14 protein-coding genes and 3 pseudogenes are annotated in these 18,166 nt (G+C 62.8%); 9 read left to right on the top strand and 8 right to left on the bottom strand.

The window, feature by feature from the left end; translation table 11 throughout:
* The first annotated feature begins 493 nt into the window (after positions 1 to 493).
* Positions 494 to 940, top strand: a complete 447-nt coding sequence (locus BB934_RS43830; RefSeq protein WP_099515828.1) for a DUF6789 family protein — start codon at positions 494 to 496, stop codon at positions 938 to 940.
* Between the two features lie 371 nt (positions 941 to 1,311).
* Here BB934_RS43830 and BB934_RS43825 read toward each other — a convergent pair whose 3' ends face one another.
* Entirely contained in the window at positions 1,312 to 1,764 is a 453-nt protein-coding gene (locus tag BB934_RS43825; protein ID WP_099515827.1) for a DUF2382 domain-containing protein, read from the bottom strand.
* A gap of 123 nt (positions 1,765 to 1,887) precedes the next feature.
* Here BB934_RS43825 and BB934_RS43820 point away from each other — a divergent pair, with 123 nt between their 5' ends.
* From BB934_RS43820 to BB934_RS43790, 6 genes are all read left to right on the top strand, one after another.
* Complete coding sequence (locus tag BB934_RS43820; RefSeq protein WP_099515826.1) at positions 1,888 to 2,493, top strand: YidB family protein; 606 nt, start codon at positions 1,888 to 1,890, stop codon at positions 2,491 to 2,493.
* A 53-nt stretch (positions 2,494 to 2,546) separates the two neighbouring features.
* A complete protein-coding gene (locus BB934_RS43815; RefSeq protein ID WP_099516131.1) occupies positions 2,547 to 4,115 on the top strand; it encodes a helix-turn-helix transcriptional regulator in 1,569 nt (522 codons plus the stop codon).
* Positions 4,116 to 4,205: 90 nt separating this feature from the next.
* Positions 4,206 to 4,391: a CsbD family protein gene (locus BB934_RS43810; RefSeq protein WP_099515825.1), complete on the top strand. Its 186-nt coding sequence runs from the start codon at positions 4,206 to 4,208 to the stop codon at positions 4,389 to 4,391.
* Positions 4,392 to 4,474: 83 nt separating this feature from the next.
* Positions 4,475 to 5,515: a PhnA-like protein gene (locus BB934_RS43805; protein ID WP_418294846.1), complete on the top strand. Its 1,041-nt coding sequence runs from the start codon at positions 4,475 to 4,477 to the stop codon at positions 5,513 to 5,515.
* A 25-nt stretch (positions 5,516 to 5,540) separates the two neighbouring features.
* On the top strand, positions 5,541 to 6,434 hold the full coding sequence (locus tag BB934_RS43800) for a YsnF/AvaK domain-containing protein (RefSeq protein ID WP_099515824.1): 894 nt from the start codon (positions 5,541 to 5,543) through the stop codon (positions 6,432 to 6,434).
* A 510-nt stretch (positions 6,435 to 6,944) separates the two neighbouring features.
* Positions 6,945 to 7,352: a response regulator gene (locus tag BB934_RS43790; RefSeq protein ID WP_099515823.1), complete on the top strand. Its 408-nt coding sequence runs from the start codon at positions 6,945 to 6,947 to the stop codon at positions 7,350 to 7,352.
* A gap of 218 nt (positions 7,353 to 7,570) precedes the next feature.
* Here the strand turns inward: BB934_RS43790 and BB934_RS43785 are convergent, their stop codons facing one another.
* Positions 7,571 to 7,939 carry a response regulator gene (locus tag BB934_RS43785; protein ID WP_099515822.1) on the bottom strand — a complete coding sequence of 123 codons (369 nt, stop codon included), beginning with the start codon at positions 7,937 to 7,939 and terminating at the stop codon, positions 7,571 to 7,573.
* A 958-nt stretch (positions 7,940 to 8,897) separates the two neighbouring features.
* A pseudogene (locus BB934_RS43780) lies at positions 8,898 to 9,278 on the bottom strand (IS110 family transposase); the annotation flags it as partial.
* 186 nt (positions 9,279 to 9,464) lie between these two features.
* On the opposite strand from BB934_RS43780, the gene BB934_RS51535 reads away from it, so the two are divergent.
* Both BB934_RS51535 and BB934_RS43775 read left to right on the top strand, forming a co-directional pair.
* Entirely contained in the window at positions 9,465 to 9,596 is a 132-nt protein-coding gene (locus BB934_RS51535; protein WP_472436453.1) for a glycine zipper domain-containing protein, read from the top strand.
* Between the two features lie 422 nt (positions 9,597 to 10,018).
* Positions 10,019 to 10,240, top strand: a pseudogene (locus BB934_RS43775) (SDR family oxidoreductase); the annotation flags it as partial.
* Between the two features lie 155 nt (positions 10,241 to 10,395).
* On the opposite strand, the gene BB934_RS43770 reads toward BB934_RS43775, so the two are convergent.
* The 5 genes and pseudogenes from BB934_RS43770 to glgX all read right to left on the bottom strand — a co-directional run bounded on the left by BB934_RS43770 (position 10,396) and on the right by glgX (position 17,801).
* A complete protein-coding gene (locus tag BB934_RS43770; RefSeq protein ID WP_099515821.1) occupies positions 10,396 to 11,340 on the bottom strand; it encodes a YsnF/AvaK domain-containing protein in 945 nt (314 codons plus the stop codon).
* A gap of 298 nt (positions 11,341 to 11,638) precedes the next feature.
* Positions 11,639 to 11,965 (bottom strand): hypothetical protein, encoded by a 327-nt coding sequence (locus BB934_RS43765; RefSeq protein ID WP_099515131.1) that lies wholly within the window; start codon positions 11,963 to 11,965, stop codon positions 11,639 to 11,641.
* Between the two features lie 120 nt (positions 11,966 to 12,085).
* Positions 12,086 to 13,854 (bottom strand): annotated as a pseudogene (locus BB934_RS43760) (SLC13 family permease).
* A 147-nt stretch (positions 13,855 to 14,001) separates the two neighbouring features.
* The gene (gene glgP / locus BB934_RS43755) at positions 14,002 to 15,696 is read right to left on the bottom strand and encodes an alpha-glucan family phosphorylase (protein ID WP_099516130.1); all 1,695 of its coding nucleotides are present in this window, start codon (positions 15,694 to 15,696) and stop codon (positions 14,002 to 14,004) included.
* A gap of 50 nt (positions 15,697 to 15,746) precedes the next feature.
* Positions 15,747 to 17,801 carry a glycogen debranching protein GlgX gene (glgX, locus tag BB934_RS43750; RefSeq protein ID WP_157934697.1) on the bottom strand — a complete coding sequence of 685 codons (2,055 nt, stop codon included), beginning with the start codon at positions 17,799 to 17,801 and terminating at the stop codon, positions 15,747 to 15,749.
* Positions 17,802 to 18,166 lie beyond the last annotated feature (365 nt).

Raw genomic sequence — 18,166 nt, 5'->3', positions numbered from 1 at the left:
CCTTGCCAAAAAGAGTTCACGACTAAGTCGAGTACTCGACGGACAGGGGTGACGTTTTCTGACACAATGTCGTCCTGCACCTGTGAGTTGGAAAGAGGGCAGCGTCGAGACTGCCCCGGCTGCAGGACGGGGACACCGATGAAGCAACCTTTGATTCGCTCTAAGGAAGTTGATGCCTCTGCGGCATAGATCGGAGCTGGTTCACGCGAACGAGCGTGGCAGTTCTCAATTTTCCTAACCCATAGGGCGGGCTCAAAGCTTCTGAGCTGGGAAGCGCCAAGCTGAACTCGGGCAGGCACAAGGCCACGTCAGTCTCCAGCGCGCGGTCGACCGACAACTTAAGGTCCGCCCGTCCTGATCGTGCATGAACATGAAAGGGGCCGGCCGTCTACGTCGCCCTGCTGCCTTATGCTCAGGTGAACCGCGTGTGTGACGGGAAACATCCCGGCCCTTCGGCTGTTGAACCGCGGTGAACGGCCCATGTGGAGGCTCCATGATCAACATCGGCAAGGGCATCATCGCAGGGCTCGTCGCCGCAGCGGTGGTCTCAGCCACCGTTTTCCTCGGCAGCTTGATTGGCGTCCTCCCGGCGCCCGATCCGGTCCGCGTCGCAAGCGGGATCATGCTCTCGCCGCCCGGGCTCGGTTGGGTGGTGCATTTCGCCGTGGGCACATTCCTGTGGGGGCCAGTTTTTGCGGTGGTGAGCCCGGTCCTGCCCTCGCCCTTCTGGTTCAAGGGCGTGACATTCGGCATGCTCGCTTGGCTCCTGATGCTCTTCGTGACGTGGGCCGCCGATCCGATTGCTCTCCCCCAGCCCAGCCTCGAACCCGTCCTGCTCCATCTTCTCTTCGGAGCCGTGCTCGGGTCCCTTTATGGGACATTGCTGGACAGGAGAGAGCGTCAAGTCTCAACCAGAGGCGCAACACTGACCGGCCGGTGAGATCGTCCCGGCCCAGAGCGGGTTTGTCGCACCACGCGAGTTCCACGGCAACATCGTGCGTCCCGAATGTCGACAACCAAACGCTACTGGGAGACCGGGATCCCTCAAACACAACATGCTCCGATTGTATCTCATCTCGGGACAGGTGGCGCAAGGATTCCCACAGCCTGGCGCTCGCCTCGGGGAAAGGCAGCGGGCCCGTGCCTCCGGCGGGTCGCAGGCCGCGCTCGCCATCTCCCACAGTAAGGCGGATGCAGCCTTGCGTGATGCCAGCAGCCGCGAGGCGGCCGATGGCCTCCTCTGCATCGGTGCGGCGGTGGAAGAAGCCGTCACGAGTATTCGGCTTGAAGAACGCGTCATCGTTCTGGAGCTCATGAAGTTGTATGTCCGTCAGGCTCTGGCGCATCGGGAACAAGCCGCTCCACGATGGCGCGCTGCTTGCGCAGGGTAACCGGCACCTCGACGGCCTCTGACTTGACACGGCGTCGGATGTGCAGCTCCTCCTCGAGCACTGGCACGATGGTCACATCGCCCTCGGTTCTGATCTCGGGTGCAATCTCGACGACCTTGTCGACGGGCACACGGGTCACTTCCACAGTCTCCTGCAGCACTTCCGCATGCGCGAGCTCCTCGATGGTGTCGGTAATCCGCACGCGCACGCGTCCAGTGACGGCCTGCCGCGTGCTGACGGTGGCGGTCTCCTCGACGAGCGGAATGACCTCCTCGGATACAGTGCAGACCCCGCTTCTGGACGCATCGTCCAAACCGGGCACAGGTTCATCATCGTCCGGTGGCGCGCTCGAGGCATGGGCTGGGTCGGCCATGGCTGCTCTCTGTTAGGCGAGGACCAACGGGTGCCCGCCACGCGAGTTCCTGTCCTTCGGCGGTCGGGCAACTATCCTCGGCTCCGGCCGTTGGCTTCCTCGTCAACACCGACGGAGTAAACGATGGGACTGCTTGATTCAATTCTGGGCAACATGATGGGAGCCGGAGGCGCCTCGGCACAGGGACGCTACGGGGCGACCTCGCCGATCGTCAAGGCGCTGATGATGCTCCTGGCGGCCAAGGCCTTCCAGCAGCATCGGTCCGGGCAGCAGGGTGGCGGCATGGGCGGCGGGCTCGGGGACATCCTGGGTGGTCAGGGAGGCCTTGGCGGCATGCTCGGAGGCCGGAATGGAGGTCTCGGCGGTGAGATGCCTGGTGGTCTTGACGGCGCGCTCCCTGGAGGGCTGGGTGGCTTGCTGGGTGCGCTGCTCGGCGGAGGCGGCGGCTCTGGGGGTGGACTGGGTGGCCTGCTTGATCAGTTCCGTCAGAACGGCTATGGCGATCACGTGGATTCGTGGGTCAACACAGGCCAGAACCAGCGTCTCGGACCGGACGACCTGTCCCAGGCGCTCGGGCCCGACACGCTCGACGAGCTGGAGCAAAAGACCGGAATGCCGCGTCAGCAACTCTTGTCGGAGCTCTCAGAGGAACTGCCTGATGCGGTTGACCAGTTTACGCCCGACGGTCGCCTGCCGACAGATCAGGAAGTCTCCTCCCGCTGGGTTTGATCGGTAAGGCACGCTGGGCTGTCGCGCATACGGTCGGTCCAGCTTACAAACAGATGGACAACACCGTGGACAATCAGGCTCCTGACCGATCGCAGCTGGAACAGATCATCGCCGGCCTGACCGAAGGCGTGATCCTGGTCGAACCGGACCAGACCATCACCTACGCCAATCAGGCAGCGCTGGAGATGCATGGCGTCACGAGTCTCGATGCGCTCGGCCGGACTGTCGACGAGTATCAGGGCAACTTCGTTCTGCACTACCGCAACAACCGGCCGCTCTATCCCGACCGCTATCCCATCGAACGAGTCATCGCGGGCGAGGTCTTCGACGATGTTGTGGTCGTGGTGGCCCACAAGGACAACCCTGATCGGGACTGGGCACACCGCATCCGCAGCCTCGTCATCACCGATCAACACGGCGATCCAGACTGTCTTGTGCTTATCGTCCATGACGTCAGCGGGCAAGTGGAGGCCGAGAACCGCTTCGAGCGCACCTTCGGGGCCAACCCTGCCCCAGCCGTCATCTGTCGCCTCACGGACCTGCGCTTCATCAAGGTCAACGAGGGCTTCCTGCAACTCACCGGATATAAGCGCGAGGACGTGCTCGGCCACACCGTCTACGAGATCGATGTGCTCGAACGCGCCGAGCGCAGGGAGCTTGCGCTCGAGCGGTTGCGCTCAGGCGCGACCATCTCGCAGATGGAAGCGTGCCTCACTGTTCCGAGTGACCCAGGAGGACGCCAGGTGGTGGTGGCGGGCCAGCCGATCGAGGTCGGTGACGAACCTTGCATGCTGTTCACTTTCGCTGACTTGGAGCCGCGGCGGAAGGCCGAGACGGCGCTGCGTCATTCCGAGGAGCGGTTCGCCAAGGCGTTTCGCTTGGCCCCCGTGCCCACCACTATTGCCTCGGCCGACGATCAACGGCTGATCGAGGTCAACGAGGCTTTCAGCAAGGTGCTGGGCTACGAGGCGCAGGACGTGGTCGGCCGTCCGGCCCATGACCTCGGCCTCTGGGCCGACGATGCGGAACGGCAGCGCTTTGAGACGGAACTCCGCCGGAAAGGCACCGTCAGGGACTTCGAGGCCCGCTTGCGGGTGAAGGGCGGTGATGACATCGAGTGCCTCATCTCGGCCGACACCATCACCCTGAGCGATCGGGCGTGCATCCTGTGCTGCTTCCAGGACATCACCGCGCGTCGGCGCTCGGAGGAGGACCTCGTCAAAGCGATCGAGGCGGTGATGGCGGACGCGTCCTGGTTCAGCCGTGGCGTGGTCGAGAAGCTTGCTGCCCTTCGCCATCCGCCCCGGCCGGGTCAGTCGCCGGCCCAGGCCGCCGCCAGCATGGCCGACCTGACGGCGCGGGAGCGCGAGGTACTGGCCCTCGTCTGCCAGGGCAAGAGCGATGCCGAGATTGCAACCGAGCTCAAGCTCGCCCGCAACACGGTGCGCAATCACGTCGCCTCGCTGTACCAGAAAATCGGGGTCAACCGGCGCAGCGCTCTGATCGTCTGGGCGCGGGAACGCGGCATCGGCAGCGATGGTGTCGCGGCAAAGCTGCCGCGCGGGCGAAAAACGGGTTCAAGAGAACCAAGCCAACTAGTCAGAAATAACCAGCCGAAATAATTCTGAACCTTAATGATCTTAAGGGGTTAGCGGTCGTGGCAGCACGGCCGCGTGCCGGGCTGCGCTTGTACCTGCAATCCGGAGGATATCATGGACAAGGACCGCATCAAAGGTGCCGCGAAAGAGGCCAAGGGCGCCGTCAAGGAGTCTATCGGCAAGGTCACGGGTGACACGAAGACCGAAGCCGAAGGCGCCGTCGAGAAAAAGGCCGGCCGGGCACAGAACGCCGTCGGCGGCGCAAAGGACAGCGTGCGCGACACCCTCAAGTCCCGCTGACGAACCGCACGTGGCATCCCCGCAGGCACCTCAGTCTGGAGCATCCGTCGGGGTGCCTGCGTGCCCCACTGAAGGACTCATACATGACCGACATCCATCATCCCGACACGCCGCGCAACCGCGGCGACACCGATGCTCCGCACATGAGCCCGGTCACCCCGGCTGAGGACGCCCGCACCATCATGCTGAACAAGGTGTCCTGGGGTGCAGTGCTCGCAGGCGTCGTCGTAGCCCTCGTGACACAACTCATCCTCAACTTGCTTGGCATCGGCTTCGGCGCCGCGACTCTCGATCCCGCGGCCGGAGCCGGCGAAAATCCGTCGGCCGCCAGCTTCTCGATCGGCGCTGGTATCTGGTTTGCCCTCGCCGGCATCCTCGCCTCGCTCGCCGGCGGCTATGCGGCAGGCCGGCTGGCCGGCAAGCCCAAGGAGTCGACGGCCGGCTGGCACGGCCTGACCGCTTGGGCGCTGACCACCCTCGTGATCTTCTACCTCCTGACCACCACGGTCGGCGGTATTCTCGGCGGTGCCTACCGCACCGTGACAAGCGCCCTCGGCAACGTCACGCAGGCGGTCGGCTCGACGGCTCAGACGGCGGCGCAAGTGGCAGCGCCCAACCTGACGGGCCTCACCGATCCGTTCTCCGCCATCGAGCAGTCAGTTCGGGGCGCCACCGGCGGCAATGATCCAGCGGCCTTGCGTGATGCGGCTGTGGCCGCTGTGCGGGCAGCCTTGACCGGCAACCAGCAGCAGGCCGCGGACGCCCGCAACCGCGCGACGGATGCGCTTGCTCGGGCACAGAACATCCCGGTGGAGCAGGCCCGCACGCAGGTGCAGCAGTACGAGCAGCAATACCGCCAGAGTGTCGACCAGGCCAGGCAGCAGGCCACGCAGGCGGCGGACGCGGCGGCCTCGGCTGTGTCGCGTGGTGCGTTGTTCGGAGCGCTCGGCTTGATCCTCGGCGCCCTCGCGGCTTGGTTTGGCGGGCGCATGGGCGCCGTCGAGCCGACGATCACGGCCCGTATGGGTTTAGGCCCCGCGAGCACGAACACCATCGTCAACCGAACTGCTGCACAGCCGACGAAGACCGGCCCTCCAACCGACAGCCGCACTCCACGCTCCTAACAGTCCAAACCCCTGGAGATCGACCATGACGCAGCAGACGATCATCGCCCATTTCGACAGCCGCTCCGATGCCCAGCAGGCGGTGGAGGCTCTCACCGAGGCAGGGATCAGCCGATCGGCGATCCGCTTGGTTCCTGAAACAGAGACCGGCTACCAACGCACGGACCAGCGCTCATCCTACGACCGCACGAAGGACGAGGGTGGCTTCTGGGCCTCTCTCAGCGACTTCTTCCTGCCGGACGAGGATCGCTACTCTTATGCCGAGGGGATGAGCCGCGGCGGCGCAACCCTCGCGGTCAATACGGACGAGGCGCAGGTCGAACGTGTGGCGGATCTCCTGGAGCGCAATGGTGCCGTTGATATGGATGAGCGTCAGAACACCTGGCGCAGCGAGGGCTGGACCGGCTACACGGCAGGCTCGACCGGTTCCGTGAGCACCGACACGCAGACAATCGCATCCGCAGCTGCAGCCGACGTGAGGGCCAATACCCGTGCAGGCACTGACGATACCGAGGTGATCCCGATTGCCGAGGAGCAATTGCGGGTTGGCAAGCGTCAGGTGAACCAAGGACGCGTGCGCGTCCGTTCCTACGTCGTTGAGACGCCTGTTAGCGAACAGGTCAACCTGCGCGAGGAGCATGTTCATGTCGAACGGCGGCCCGTCGACCAAGCCCTGACAGACGACGAGAACCTGTTCCAGGAACGCACGATCGAAGCCGAAGAGCGTGCCGAGGAAGCGGTTGTTTCGAAGGAAACGCGCGTGAAGGAGGAACTGGTCATCCGCAAGGACGTCGGGGAGCGCACCGAGACGGTGTCTGACACTGTGCGCCGCACCGAAGTCGATGTCGAGGACGAGCGTGGCGTACCGAATGCCCGGGCAGGCACGATTAGCTCCACCGACGATCGCGGACGCGGCTGAGCCGAAGGGGCGGCCCAGCCCACTGGGCCGGGCCGCCTAACTGACTGTCTTAGGAAGGGATGCGACGATCCGGCTGGTCGGAGGCACTCTCAATGGTTCGGGCATGAGACGGGCATTATTCGATCGACCAGGAACGCAGGGCAGCTGCGCTCCCGGGAACGCGAAACTCGATTGCAGCTACAACCTGTTCCGCAACTTACGATGCGCAAGTCTGGTCTGCGCCGTGCCATTGGACCGTCCCGTGCCAGGCTTTCTGTCGGGGCATGAATGGCTCTTTGCAGGTCTGCTCGATCCAAGTGACCCTCTGCCCTCTGGCTTTCGCGTGAACGCAGCTTCCCAGGCCGTCAGGCGTCATGGATTCCATTTGTTCCATATGGCCGCGGAACCAGATACCGGCCGTCGGAGCTGTGCATCCGATAGCGAGATCAGAGCCCATGTGCGGGCCATCCTGATGAAGCTCAGGAGTTCTGGAGCGAGCCTTACCACTCTGCTGTCCATTGCGATGTTTTCATGAACGAGAAAGTACTCGAGCGACCCTGCTGCCTCATTGTCGAAGATCAGACCTTGAGCGCCACATCGATCGAGACGTTCCTTGAGCGAGCGGGCATTGCCGTGCAGGCTGTGGGCTCCGTTGGCCACGCGCGCGCGTGGCTGGAAACCAATACTCCTGACATTGCCATTGTCGCTTTCTCTCTCGATGACCGATCTGCCAGGGAGCTTGCGAAGGAACTCGACGGACGCGGCATTCCGTTCGTGATCTATTCCGGATACCGTCTGACCCAGGGCGTCCCAACCGAGCTTCCGAAAGTGCTGTGCCTCAAGAAGCCCATAAGCCATGATGACCTGCTGAAGATCGTGCTCAAGATTCTCATCGCACTGCCTGGGCAGGTGCCATCTGCTCCTGCTCTCAACTCCTGAGGATCACTGCGATTGACTGGTGCCATCGCTGCCGATTTCCAGCAGCCCGCTCAGGTCTGGACGGCGCACGCGCAGCGCTTGACGTGGTAGCACACCCTGCGCATTCTGTTCAGCTTGGCAAGCCTGCGCTCGGTCGGACTCGCGCTGTTCGTCAGCAGCCGCAAGTATGCAGCAGAGTGCTGAGCGTGTGGGGTATTCCAGCAATCGGTAAGGCCCAATCATGAGCCACGCTTCAGGGCCGACTTGATCGCGCCAGCAAGATCGGCAGTCTGAAAGGGCTTCGGCAATGCAGGGACGGCCTGGAACTCCTGGTCGATTTCGGAGGTCCGATAACCGGTCGCGAAGATGAATGGAATATCCCTGGCTTGCAGAATCCGCGCCACCGGTTCACTTTGCTGACCCTGTAGCCTGACATCGAGGATGGCAAGCTCGACATCGATCTCCCGCGCCAAGGCAATCGCGTCGTCAAGGCGAGAGGCGGTGGCGGCCACCTTGAAGGATAGGTCTTCCAGCATCTCGGTGATCAGTTCGATGATCGCCGGCTCATCCTCGACGAGGAGGACCCGCTGTGGCGAGCCACTGGCCATAATCGCTCAACCTTGCTTACCTGTGACGCGGAATTCACCAATCCATTCGCAGTGACGTATGCCATTGATAACTCTCCCGGACCCTGGTGCGTTCTCGCGATTTCGACCTGACGCCCTCACCATTGTGCGATGAGGCGATCAGGGATCTCATAGCAGCGCTTAAACGCGCAATCGGTTGCAACCGTCGTCCCTGATGTGCTCTGACAGTCAAATCCTGCTTGGACCAATAGCCTGAAACAAGATAAGCCGGCTTCCAGGGGTGACGCTCCGTTGAGAAGCTGGGGGACGAAGCTCGCCATCCGCTTGCACAGGCCAAGTCAGCTTGACCCATAGCTCAGTAAGCACACGGGCAGCAGGTCGCGTTTGGTGCAAAGACGGGCATGGCCATGTCCCTGGGCTCTCCTTCCAGTGAGGCTTCCGGTTCCACCGCGCCATTGCCTACACAGGCCCAACCCCTCCAACGTGTTTGGTATCCATTCAGGAACAGGGATCTACAGTGACGCACATCTGCGTCGATACACGGTCGACACACGTAGGACGGCAGCTTCACGGCTGATAGAGTGGGCCTCGAGTCCGGACCTCCTGAACGTTGCTGAAAGCGCGGCTGCTGAGGGAGCGGCAGAGATGCTGCCGGTCCCAAGGTGCGACGGATCAAGCCCCGGAGGGCATTTCATGAACCATAGGCATCCCAGCATCCCCTTGGCGGTCCTAAGTGCTACAGCAGTGGTGTTCCTCTTGGGGCTGTTCACTCTGACAGTGCTGGCGCTCAGATGATGACAGAGGCGAGAAACTCGCCTGCGTAATTCTGATAAGCGCCTTGAGGTAGCCGTCGCCGCTGACCAACAGGATCATCGATCCGTTGCCCAGAAGCGGCTGCCGTCCCGGCGCAGGTGCCAGCGCTCGTCGGCCGCCTTACCGGCCTCCCGCGCGGTTTCCATCTCCCGGTGCGGCACGCGGTCAGGAGGGCGCGGATTTCCTGCGCCGCCAGGGTTTTGCAATGCACCGGTCGGTACCAGCCCATCCGCACCATCTGAGCAATACCACGGGCGTCCTTGCGATCCGTTTTGACTGGTATGGCCGAGAGTGCCGCCTTCACATGCCGGGTCTCCAGCAGCACGACATCAAAGCCGGCGCGGACAAGACCAGCGTAGAGCCATTGGGAGAGCGGCCCGGCCTCCAGGCCGATCGTGACCGGCGCTGGCTCCAACTGCTGAAAGAACTGCACCGGAGCCTCAGGCTCGCTGGGCACCTTAAGCTCGCGGCGGATGTTACCCGCGGCATCCACCACACAGACGCTGCTCAGTTTCAATGAGACGTCGATTCCAGCATACTGCTCCATCGCTGTCCCTCATGATGCTTGGGGCCGATCACCTCGGACCCCATTCCAACACCATCACTTTGAGGGACAGCCACCCCGCTACGCTACTTCGCGAGCGGCAGGCCCATTACGGCATCTAGTCTCTGGCCACATGCTACCAGAGATGGCCGCCAATCTATCTTCATATCCCTTCTGAGGGATCGAAGCATGGCTCTGGGAATTGCGATCGGTGTGGGTGTACGGGCGGCCTTAGGCGCGGCTCTGGATCATATTGCTATCGGCATTGCCATTGGCATCGCTGTCGGCGCTGCCGTTGGGAATTTCGCTAAGCGCTGGTAGTCCGTCCCGCGACGGCAGCAGCCATGTCGAGACTGACCCAGTAATCAACAAAACGGCGATCTCCATCCCTCCGATTTGGGGATCAAAGTCAACACCGTAGTCAATGCCTTCGACGAAGCTGTACTGGCTGATGCGGTCCTTGATCCACGACAGAGGCCCTTGCTCACTTCCAGGAAGTGGTGCTGGACACGGGCGTTTACCGTTGCCATTGGGGCCAAGATGCGCCCTATGACGCCGTACAGGCCTATGCCCAGCAGGCTAAATCGCCCCACCGGATCATCGCTGAGGCGGTGCGCATCCATGTTATGGAGGCTAGGAGCGAGGCCAACTCAGGCAGCGGCGCGAGGAAGCATCCCGGACAGCCTGGTAAGTCCTGTTGGAGTTACCCTGACCTGCGTCGTCATCGATTGCTCGCCGAGTAAGGCATTCGGGCGAGTTGCGTCGCCCCTGGCCCTGTCTGGACCCCATTGATTCCGTCGACGATGCCGAGCGAGAAGGTTGAGCATTTCGGCGAGCAGGTGCCAATGAAGCGTCCGGCCCAGCCAGCCGAGCTGGCGCCGGTCTACGTCCTGCTGGCCTCCGACGAGGCAAGCTATGTCTCGGGTGCGACGATTGCGGTCACCGGCGGCAAGCCAATCCTATAGGACCCGTCGGGCTTGCCATGAGCCACCGATTTCTTGGAGTTCTTCGCCACGATTGCGCCGGCGGATGTTTCCCAAGCTTGTTTGGAGCTGCTCACGGAGAAGGCCCGGGCATTGTCGGCCCGAGCCTTCAGATTCAGCACTTATGCCAGCCAGGGTTAGATTCGGTCGGTAGTTTTGGTGCCAGGGATCCGAATGCCGCGCTCATCCTCGACATCGACCTCGGTGCTGCGAACCGTGTCGGAAATGGTCTCTGTGCGCTGTTCGGTCTCCTTCCGCACCACAAGCTCTTCCTTAACCCGCGCTTCCTTCGAAACCACGGCCTCCTCCGCCCGCTCCTCGGCTTCGATAGTCCGCTCCTGGAAGGCCGGATCGGCATCGCTCAAGGCCCGATCCACTGGACGGCGCTCGACCGCAACGCGCTCCTCGCGCAGGGTCACCTGCTCTTCGACGGGTGTTTCGACCACATAAGAGCGAATCCGAACGTGCCCGTGACTGACATCACGCATGCCGATCCGCAGCGTCTCTTCCACGACTGGAAGGACTTGCTCGCCGCGATCCGACAGACCGGCTTCGGCACCGGCCAAGCCCGTTTTACCGGGGCTGGCGACCGCCTCGGCATCGCGGTCTTCCGCGCGGACGTTGGCGAAAACCGGTGAGACGGAGGTGGCGGAGCCCACCCCCGTTGACGTGCCCACCCAGCCTGCCCAACCCTCCGCGCGCCAACTCTCAGCCCGCTCGTCAATGTCGATGGCGTCCTCGCTGTCCAGGATCGCCATCACGCGGGCATAGTGTTCATCGCCGGTAGTGACCGAGATCAGGTACCCTCCCCGGCTCAGGCCCTCCGCATAGACATGCCGGTCCTCGTCGGGCAGGAGCCAATCCCCGAGAGAGCCCCAGAAGCCGCGCGGCTCTGGGCGGGAGGATGCACCGGCATCATCAGAGGCATCGCTCGCGTCGCCCGGCATCAAGCAAATGCGGTCGTGGGGAACGCCCGCATTGACCAAACGCCCGATGGCGTTCTCGGCATCGCTGCGACGGTCGAAGAGAGCTGTCACCATCCGTCGAGCGGATGAAGAGGTTATGCCCGTAGCGGAAGTCATGGGTCTGCCTCTGCTGTGTGGTCCTCTGTCCAAATGCATGCGCGCGAGGCTCGCCCCTTGCTCCAGTGGCCCCGCTGCCGATCCCTCGCGCGCAGCAGCACCGACAGCGCTGGTGCCTCGGCGCAGTCGGGCCTGGCCATGCGGAACCGCCACCTCGTCAAGCCGGTCTTCCAGCATGGCTGGGAGAACTCTACACCCCTCATCGTGGCCACATAGCGGCAAAGGTGATCCACAATGGGGAGTCGTCCGCCAGTGGGCTGTCGGGTTGTCAGAGCAAGCCCCCTGATCGAGGTCTTGCCTACTGCTCGGTGAAGAAGGTCAGCAGGACCTTGCCCTTCTCGCCGATCAGGCAGACGAAGCGGTTCGGCTTGTCGGTGTTCTCGCGCTGCAGATAGGCGTCGCCCATGATCACCATTTTCACGGGGGTGTCTTCGACCTTGGTGTTCGCCTTCGAGATCGCCAGGCCATCGATGTCAAAGGTCAGGTCCTTGATCGCCGGCGACCGCTCCTTCAGCGCCACCAGGCCGGCCAGCCGGCAGGACTCCACCTCCTCCGGCACTTGGGCCTGAGCCGGAACGGTCATGATCGTGGTAGCGAGGAACGCTGACAGGGTGATGGACCGCATGAACCGCTCTCCTCTGAATCTCTCGCCCCCTGCGCGAGGTCTTGTCCCATTATAGCCGATGACTCGATGGCAAAACCATGCCCGCCTCTCCGAACACCAAGTATCAGCGCAGGCGGCCCGTCAGGCCAGCGGCCACACGAGCAGGATGAGCGGCGCGCCGAGCACCAGGACGAGGATCGACAGCGGCAGCCCCAGCCGCCAGTAATCACCGAAACGGTAACCGCCCGGCCCCATCACCAGCGTGTTGCACTGGTGCCCGATGGGGGTGAGGAAATCGCAGGCCGCGCCGATGGCCACCGCCATCAGGAATGCATCGGGCCGATAGCCCAGCTGCTGGGCGAAACTTACCGCGATGGGAGCCATCACCAGAACGGTGGCGGCATTGTTGAGGAACGGCGTGACCGCCATCGCGGCAATCATCATGAGCGCAAGCGCACCGTAGGACGGTAAGGTCCCGGCCAGGTCCGACAGCGCCCTGGCGACCAGATCAGCTCCACCCGTGGTGCGGATCGCCTCACTCACCGGGATGAGAGCCCCGAGCATCACCAGAATCGGCCAATCGATGGCCGCGTACGCCTCACGCAGGGAGAGCGCTCCCAACAGGATCATCATCACCGCAGCCGTAAAGAATGCGATGGCAACGGGCAGTGCGCCCACAGCCGTAAGCCCCATCGCCCCGCCCAGGACGGTTATCGGAATGAGACCCTGGCGCACATTGCCCAGGCGGATCGCCCGTTCGGCCAGTGGCAGACAGCCGAGCTCCCGCAGCTTTTCTGGCAGGTGGGTAAGATCACCCTTCAGCACCAGGACATCACCGGGGTGGAGGATGATGTCCCGCAGACGCTCGGTGAAATGCTGGCCGCTGCGACTGACGGCGAGCAGATTGATGGTGAAGCGCTCATGCAGGGTCATGCGCTTGGCCGTCTGGCCGCTCAGGATGGAGGTCGGCCCGACCACCGCCTCGATGCCTCTGATCTCGTTGGCCGCCCCCTTGGCGTGGGTCGGGCGATCCGCGCCCTCGAGCTTCAGATGGGCGCCCGCCACGGCCCGCTCGAGCGCTTCAGGGTCGCCCTCCAAGAGGAGGATGTCGTCTGCCCGAAGAACGGCATCCGGCAACGGCATCATGCGCTCGGTTTTGTGCCGAACGATGCCCGTCACCGTGATCTCGTTGTCGCATAACCGCGTCAGGTCGCTGACGGTCCGGCCGACGACGGCTGAACCCGCTGTGACGCGCGCCTCGGTCATGTAATCGGGGATGACCAGCGCCTCGTTGAGGGCGCCGCCGGCCTTGCGTCCGCCTGGCAGCAGACGATACCCGAAAGCCAGGAACACAACACCCGCCGCCGCGAGGCCGAGGCCGACCGGGGCGAAGTCGAACATGCCGAAGGGCTGCCCCGTCAATTGCTCGCGCAGGCGCGAGACGATGATGTTGGGCGAGGTGCCGACCAGGGTGATCAGCCCGCCGAGCAGGGAGCCAAAGGCCATCGGCATCAGAAAGCACGAGGGGAGGCCCTGGAGCGGCGGGCGACCTGGAGCGCGACCGGGATCAGCATCGCGAGCGCGCCGATGTTTTTGACGAAGGCGGATAGGATGGTCACCGCCGTGACGAGAAGCACGATCTGCCCTTGCACGGAAGTCACATGCGGCGAGACCTTCGTCAGGGCCGCTTCCATCACGCCGGAGCGTGCCACCGCCGCGCTGACGATCAGGGCGCTGGCCACGATGTCGTCGCTGAAACCGGTAAAGGCTTGGCCGTAGGGCACGATGCCGGTGAACACCGCCGCCAGCAGGGCCAGGACGGCAACCAGATCGTAGCGTAGCCGGCCCCAGATGAAGAGGACCATGGTCGCGGCGAGGACGGTGAAGGCAAGGGCCTGATCGAGAGCCATCGGACCACCATAGGCCAACGTCCCAAAGGCTAACGCACAGCGATGATGGCACCCATTATCGCAACGATCCAGAACATCCTTGTGGGGCTCAGGCAACGCGAATTCTTGTGGACTGGCCTCTGTGACCTTCTGCCAGCCTTTCAGGGTCTAGCGAAGATACGCTTCGGATGCGTAGCGTCGCATCATGTGCTGGGTATTGAACCGTGATCCGATCCTGCTGATTGCTTGCTTCATCATCCAGGTCCAACGAGATCGATCCTGATGATAGAGCGGAAGAACAATATGCTCCAGCTTGTTGTAGAGAGCCTGTGAATCCGCGCCGTGCGCGGACTCGCCGTGATAATGGTCGATTGCCCATCCGGTGATCCCCTCTTCGCAGGCCTCAACCCACCAGCCGTCAAGGGTGCTGAGATTCAGCACGCCGTTGAGCGCCGCCTTCATGCCACTGGTCCCAGAGGCTTCGTAGGGTGGAAGCGGCGTGTTCAGCCAGACATCACTCCCGGCAACCAGCTTGGCGGCCAGCTCCATCTCGTATCCGGGCAGGAAAACAACAGGGCTTTCCGCCCGGCGGGAGTGCGCGAGGATCTGCTGGATCGATGCCTTGCCGCCGTCATCACGCGGGTGAGCCTTGCCGGCAAGCACAACCTGAAACGGCAGGCGGCGGTGGATCGCCTCAAGCCGCTCCGTGTCGGCAAACAAAAGCTCGGGACGCTTGTAGCCCGTCATTCGCCGCGCAAAGCCAATAATCGGCAGCGAGGGATCCAGGGCGCGACCTGTCCTGGACCGGATCTCCTCAACAAGCTCGCGTTTGGCTTGTTCGTGCGCCGTCCAGACGGCTGCATCACTCTGCTGGTCGGCCCGCGTCAGCTCGTCAGGCTCATACCGCCACTCCGGGAAGATGCCATCGAACAACTCCGCCATTGCCGGATGCACCCAACGACCGGGGTGAACACCGTTTGTGATCGAGCGGATCCGGTAACCAGGATACAACTGTCGGGCTGTTTCCGCGTGCCGGCGAGCAACGCCGTTGATATAGCCGCTGAGCTTCAAGGCAAGATGCGTCATATTGAGCTTGTCGGAGCCGGCCAGAAGCTTCAGCTGATCAAGCTCAATGAAGTCGCCGAGGACCCGCATAGCGTCGTCATAGTTGAACCGGTCGTGCCCCGCCTCGACCGGGGTGTGGGTGGTAAACACGCACTGGCGGCGCACCGCGTCCGCATTGTACCGCATGAGCTCCTCCGTGCCCTCATAGCGGCCGCGGCGATGCTGACGCAGCAACGAGACGGCAAGAAGAGCGGCATGCCCCTCGTTCATATGGTACGTCTCGATAGCGAACCCGAGTGCGCGCAGGATGCTTTCACCACCGACCCCCAGCACAACCTCCTGCTTCAAACGATCAATCTCGTTCCCGCCATAAAGCCGGTCCGTGATGCTGCGATCCTCGGGCGCATTTGGCTCAACATCGGTGTCGAGGAGGATGACAGGGACCCGGTTGTCGCGCGGGGAGTTCAGTTCGTAAAGCCAGGGCCGCACCCAAACCGAGCGTCCTTCGATGGTGATGGCGGTCATGGCTCCGAGCGGTGTGGCCCATCGGCTCAGGTCCCAGGGGTCGGGGTGATCGATCTGCCAGCCATCCTCGTTAATTTCCTGGCGCAGATAGCCCTGGCGGCTTGCCAGGGTGACGAACACCATCGGAAGCTCAAGATCGGCCGCGGAGCGCGCCACATCTCCGGCCAGGATGCCAAGCCCGCCTGCATAGGTGTGGATCTCTGGCCGAAGCCCGATCTCCATCGAAAAGTAGGCGATCCGCGTGCGTGGGAGATAGGCTTGGATCGTGGGCATCAGCACCTCCAGACTGCTCTTGATCAATAGGCTTGTCGCTCCGGGGACGCCTATCCGACGACCAGAATGACGGTTGACCGCGGGGAGACGATGACCAATCCGGGGGCGGGAAGCACTGCTTCCTCGCCCGGTTCAGCGATGTCCTCCGGCGACGGCTTGGATGTATCGACGGCCACGCGCCATGGAGCGGCTGTCCCTGGGAGCGCGAAGCGGCTGGGCCCAGAGGTGGCGTTAAACAACAGACAGAGCGTCGCGTCCGCGGCTCCGTGCCCGCTCTCTCCAATGACGCAGCCAATTCGGTTCTCTCGTCCGTCCCACTCAGGATCCCTCCCCTCGCTCCCGAACCAGCTGATCTCCCGGTCGGTGTAAAACCCTCCGGCTCCCAGAACACGGTGCGCCTTGCGGAACGCAATGAGGCGGCTCACAAACCGGACTAAGCCTGCATTGCGTTCCGTGAGGCTCCAATCGTACCAGGAGATCTCGTTGTCCTGGCAATAGGCATTGTTGTTGCCGGAATGGCTGCGGCGGAACTCGTCCCCGCCAAGGAGCATTGGGACGCCCCGCGAGACGAAAAGCGTAACCAGCATGTTCTTGATCTGCCGCAGCCGCACCGTCTCGACCAATGGATCGTCGCTCCGGCCTTCGACCCCGTTGTTCTCGCTGAAGTTCTCGGTGCTGCCGTCGCGATTATCCTCGCCATTGGCCTGATTATGCTTGTGCGCATAGCTGACGAGATCGTTGAGCGTAAAGCCATCATGGCACGTCACGAAGTTGACGCTGTTCAACGGCGTCTTGCCTGTGCTCTGGTACAGATCGGCACTGCCACCGAGGCGTGTCGCGAAGGCGCCGGCCATGCCTGCATCACCGCGCCAGAAGCGGCGCACATCGTCGCGATAGCGGGAATTCCACTCTGCCCACCGCTGGCCCGGGAAGGATCCAACCTGAAAGGCCCCACCCGCATCCCAGGGCTCTGCAATCAGCTTCACGTCACGCAGGACCGGATCTTCAGCAATCTGCTCGAGCAGGGGAGGCTTGTGGAGCAGGGCTCCATCCTGGTCGCGTGTTAGGACGGACGCGAGGTCGAAGCGGAACCCATCGATGTGGAAGTGAACGACCCAATAACGCAGGCAGTCGATGATCAGGGTGCGAACGATCGGGTGGTTGCAGTTCAGCGTGTTGCCGCAACCCGTGACATCAACGTAGCGCTTCGTGTCGGGCGTGAGAAGGTAGTAGGTTGAGGGGTCGAGGTCGCGAAGGCTGATGGTCGGGCCGGTTTCGTCGCCCTCGGGCGTGTGGTTGAACACAACATCGAGGATGACCTCGATCCCGGCCCTGTGGAGCTCCCGGACCATGGTCTTGAACTCGATGATGGCGGCACGCGGGTCTTCGTTGCTGGCATAACCAGCCTTGGGCGCGAAGAAGGCGACGGGATTATAGCCCCAGTAGTTCCGCAGTACGGGGCCCCATCCGACACCCGGTCGCCAGCGCTCATAGTCGCGGAACTCCTGGATTGGCAGGAGTTCGACAGCGGTGATGCCAAGGTCCCGCAGGTAGGGAATCTTCTCCACAAGGCCGAGGTACTGACCGGGATGACGGACTCCCGATGCCGGATCGTTCGTGAGGCCGCGGACGTGGGTTTCGTAAATGATCAGATCGCTCCAGGCCTGATGCGGCCGGCGAATGCCCTGCCAGTCGAACGCATGGTCGACGACAAGGTTGATGGCAAAAGGTCTCGCCGGACCAGGGTTATGATCGTATTCATGCAGGTTCAAGATCGCCGCCGCGTAGGGGTCGAGAAGGAACTGGCCAAGGCCAAGGTCGCGCGGCTCGGTCGAATCTGACGGCCTCTTGACCCGAATGGCATACCCCTTGCCGTGCAGTTGGCCCTTGAGACCAATGTGCCAGACATCACCGGTGCGGTGCTGTTCTGGACTGAGCTCGATAACGTGGGTCGGTTCGGGGTCGTCCCGGTCGAACAGCAGCAGACTGACCCCTGTGGCATGCCGGCAGAGGATCGAGAAATTAAACTTGCCGCCAGCTTCATGCATCCCAAGCAGCAGGGGATGGCCAGCTTCAAGCTTGATCGCAGGTACGGACTCATCCATCGCAGGCTCCCGGCTTTGCACGGCAATACGCTGGGAATGTGGTGCGAGCGCTAGCCTCTTTGCAAGGAACAAGGCTAGCGCGGATGAGGTAAGATCGATATTCGGCGATGGTGGTAGCGGTGGTTCAAGTGCATAAACTGTTTGGATCTGTTGTGAAACGCTTTGATTTGGCGGCCCGCGAAGGGAGTTGTCGCACTGACGAGCTTTACTTGCCTGTACTGCTCCTCGCACCAATGCCTCGTGAACCCACCGTATCAGCGGCGTACAACGTCCTCTTTCTTCCATGCGATCAAAACTTCAGTGGATGGGGATTCCTTTCATCGATTCATTGGTCGCGCCTCCGGGAACCTCTACTGCCGTTCAGG

Source organism: Microvirga ossetica (assembly GCF_002741015.1).
GTDB classification, from domain to species: domain Bacteria; phylum Pseudomonadota; class Alphaproteobacteria; order Rhizobiales; family Beijerinckiaceae; genus Microvirga; species Microvirga ossetica.
This window is presented reverse-complemented; position numbering and strand designations above follow the sequence as displayed.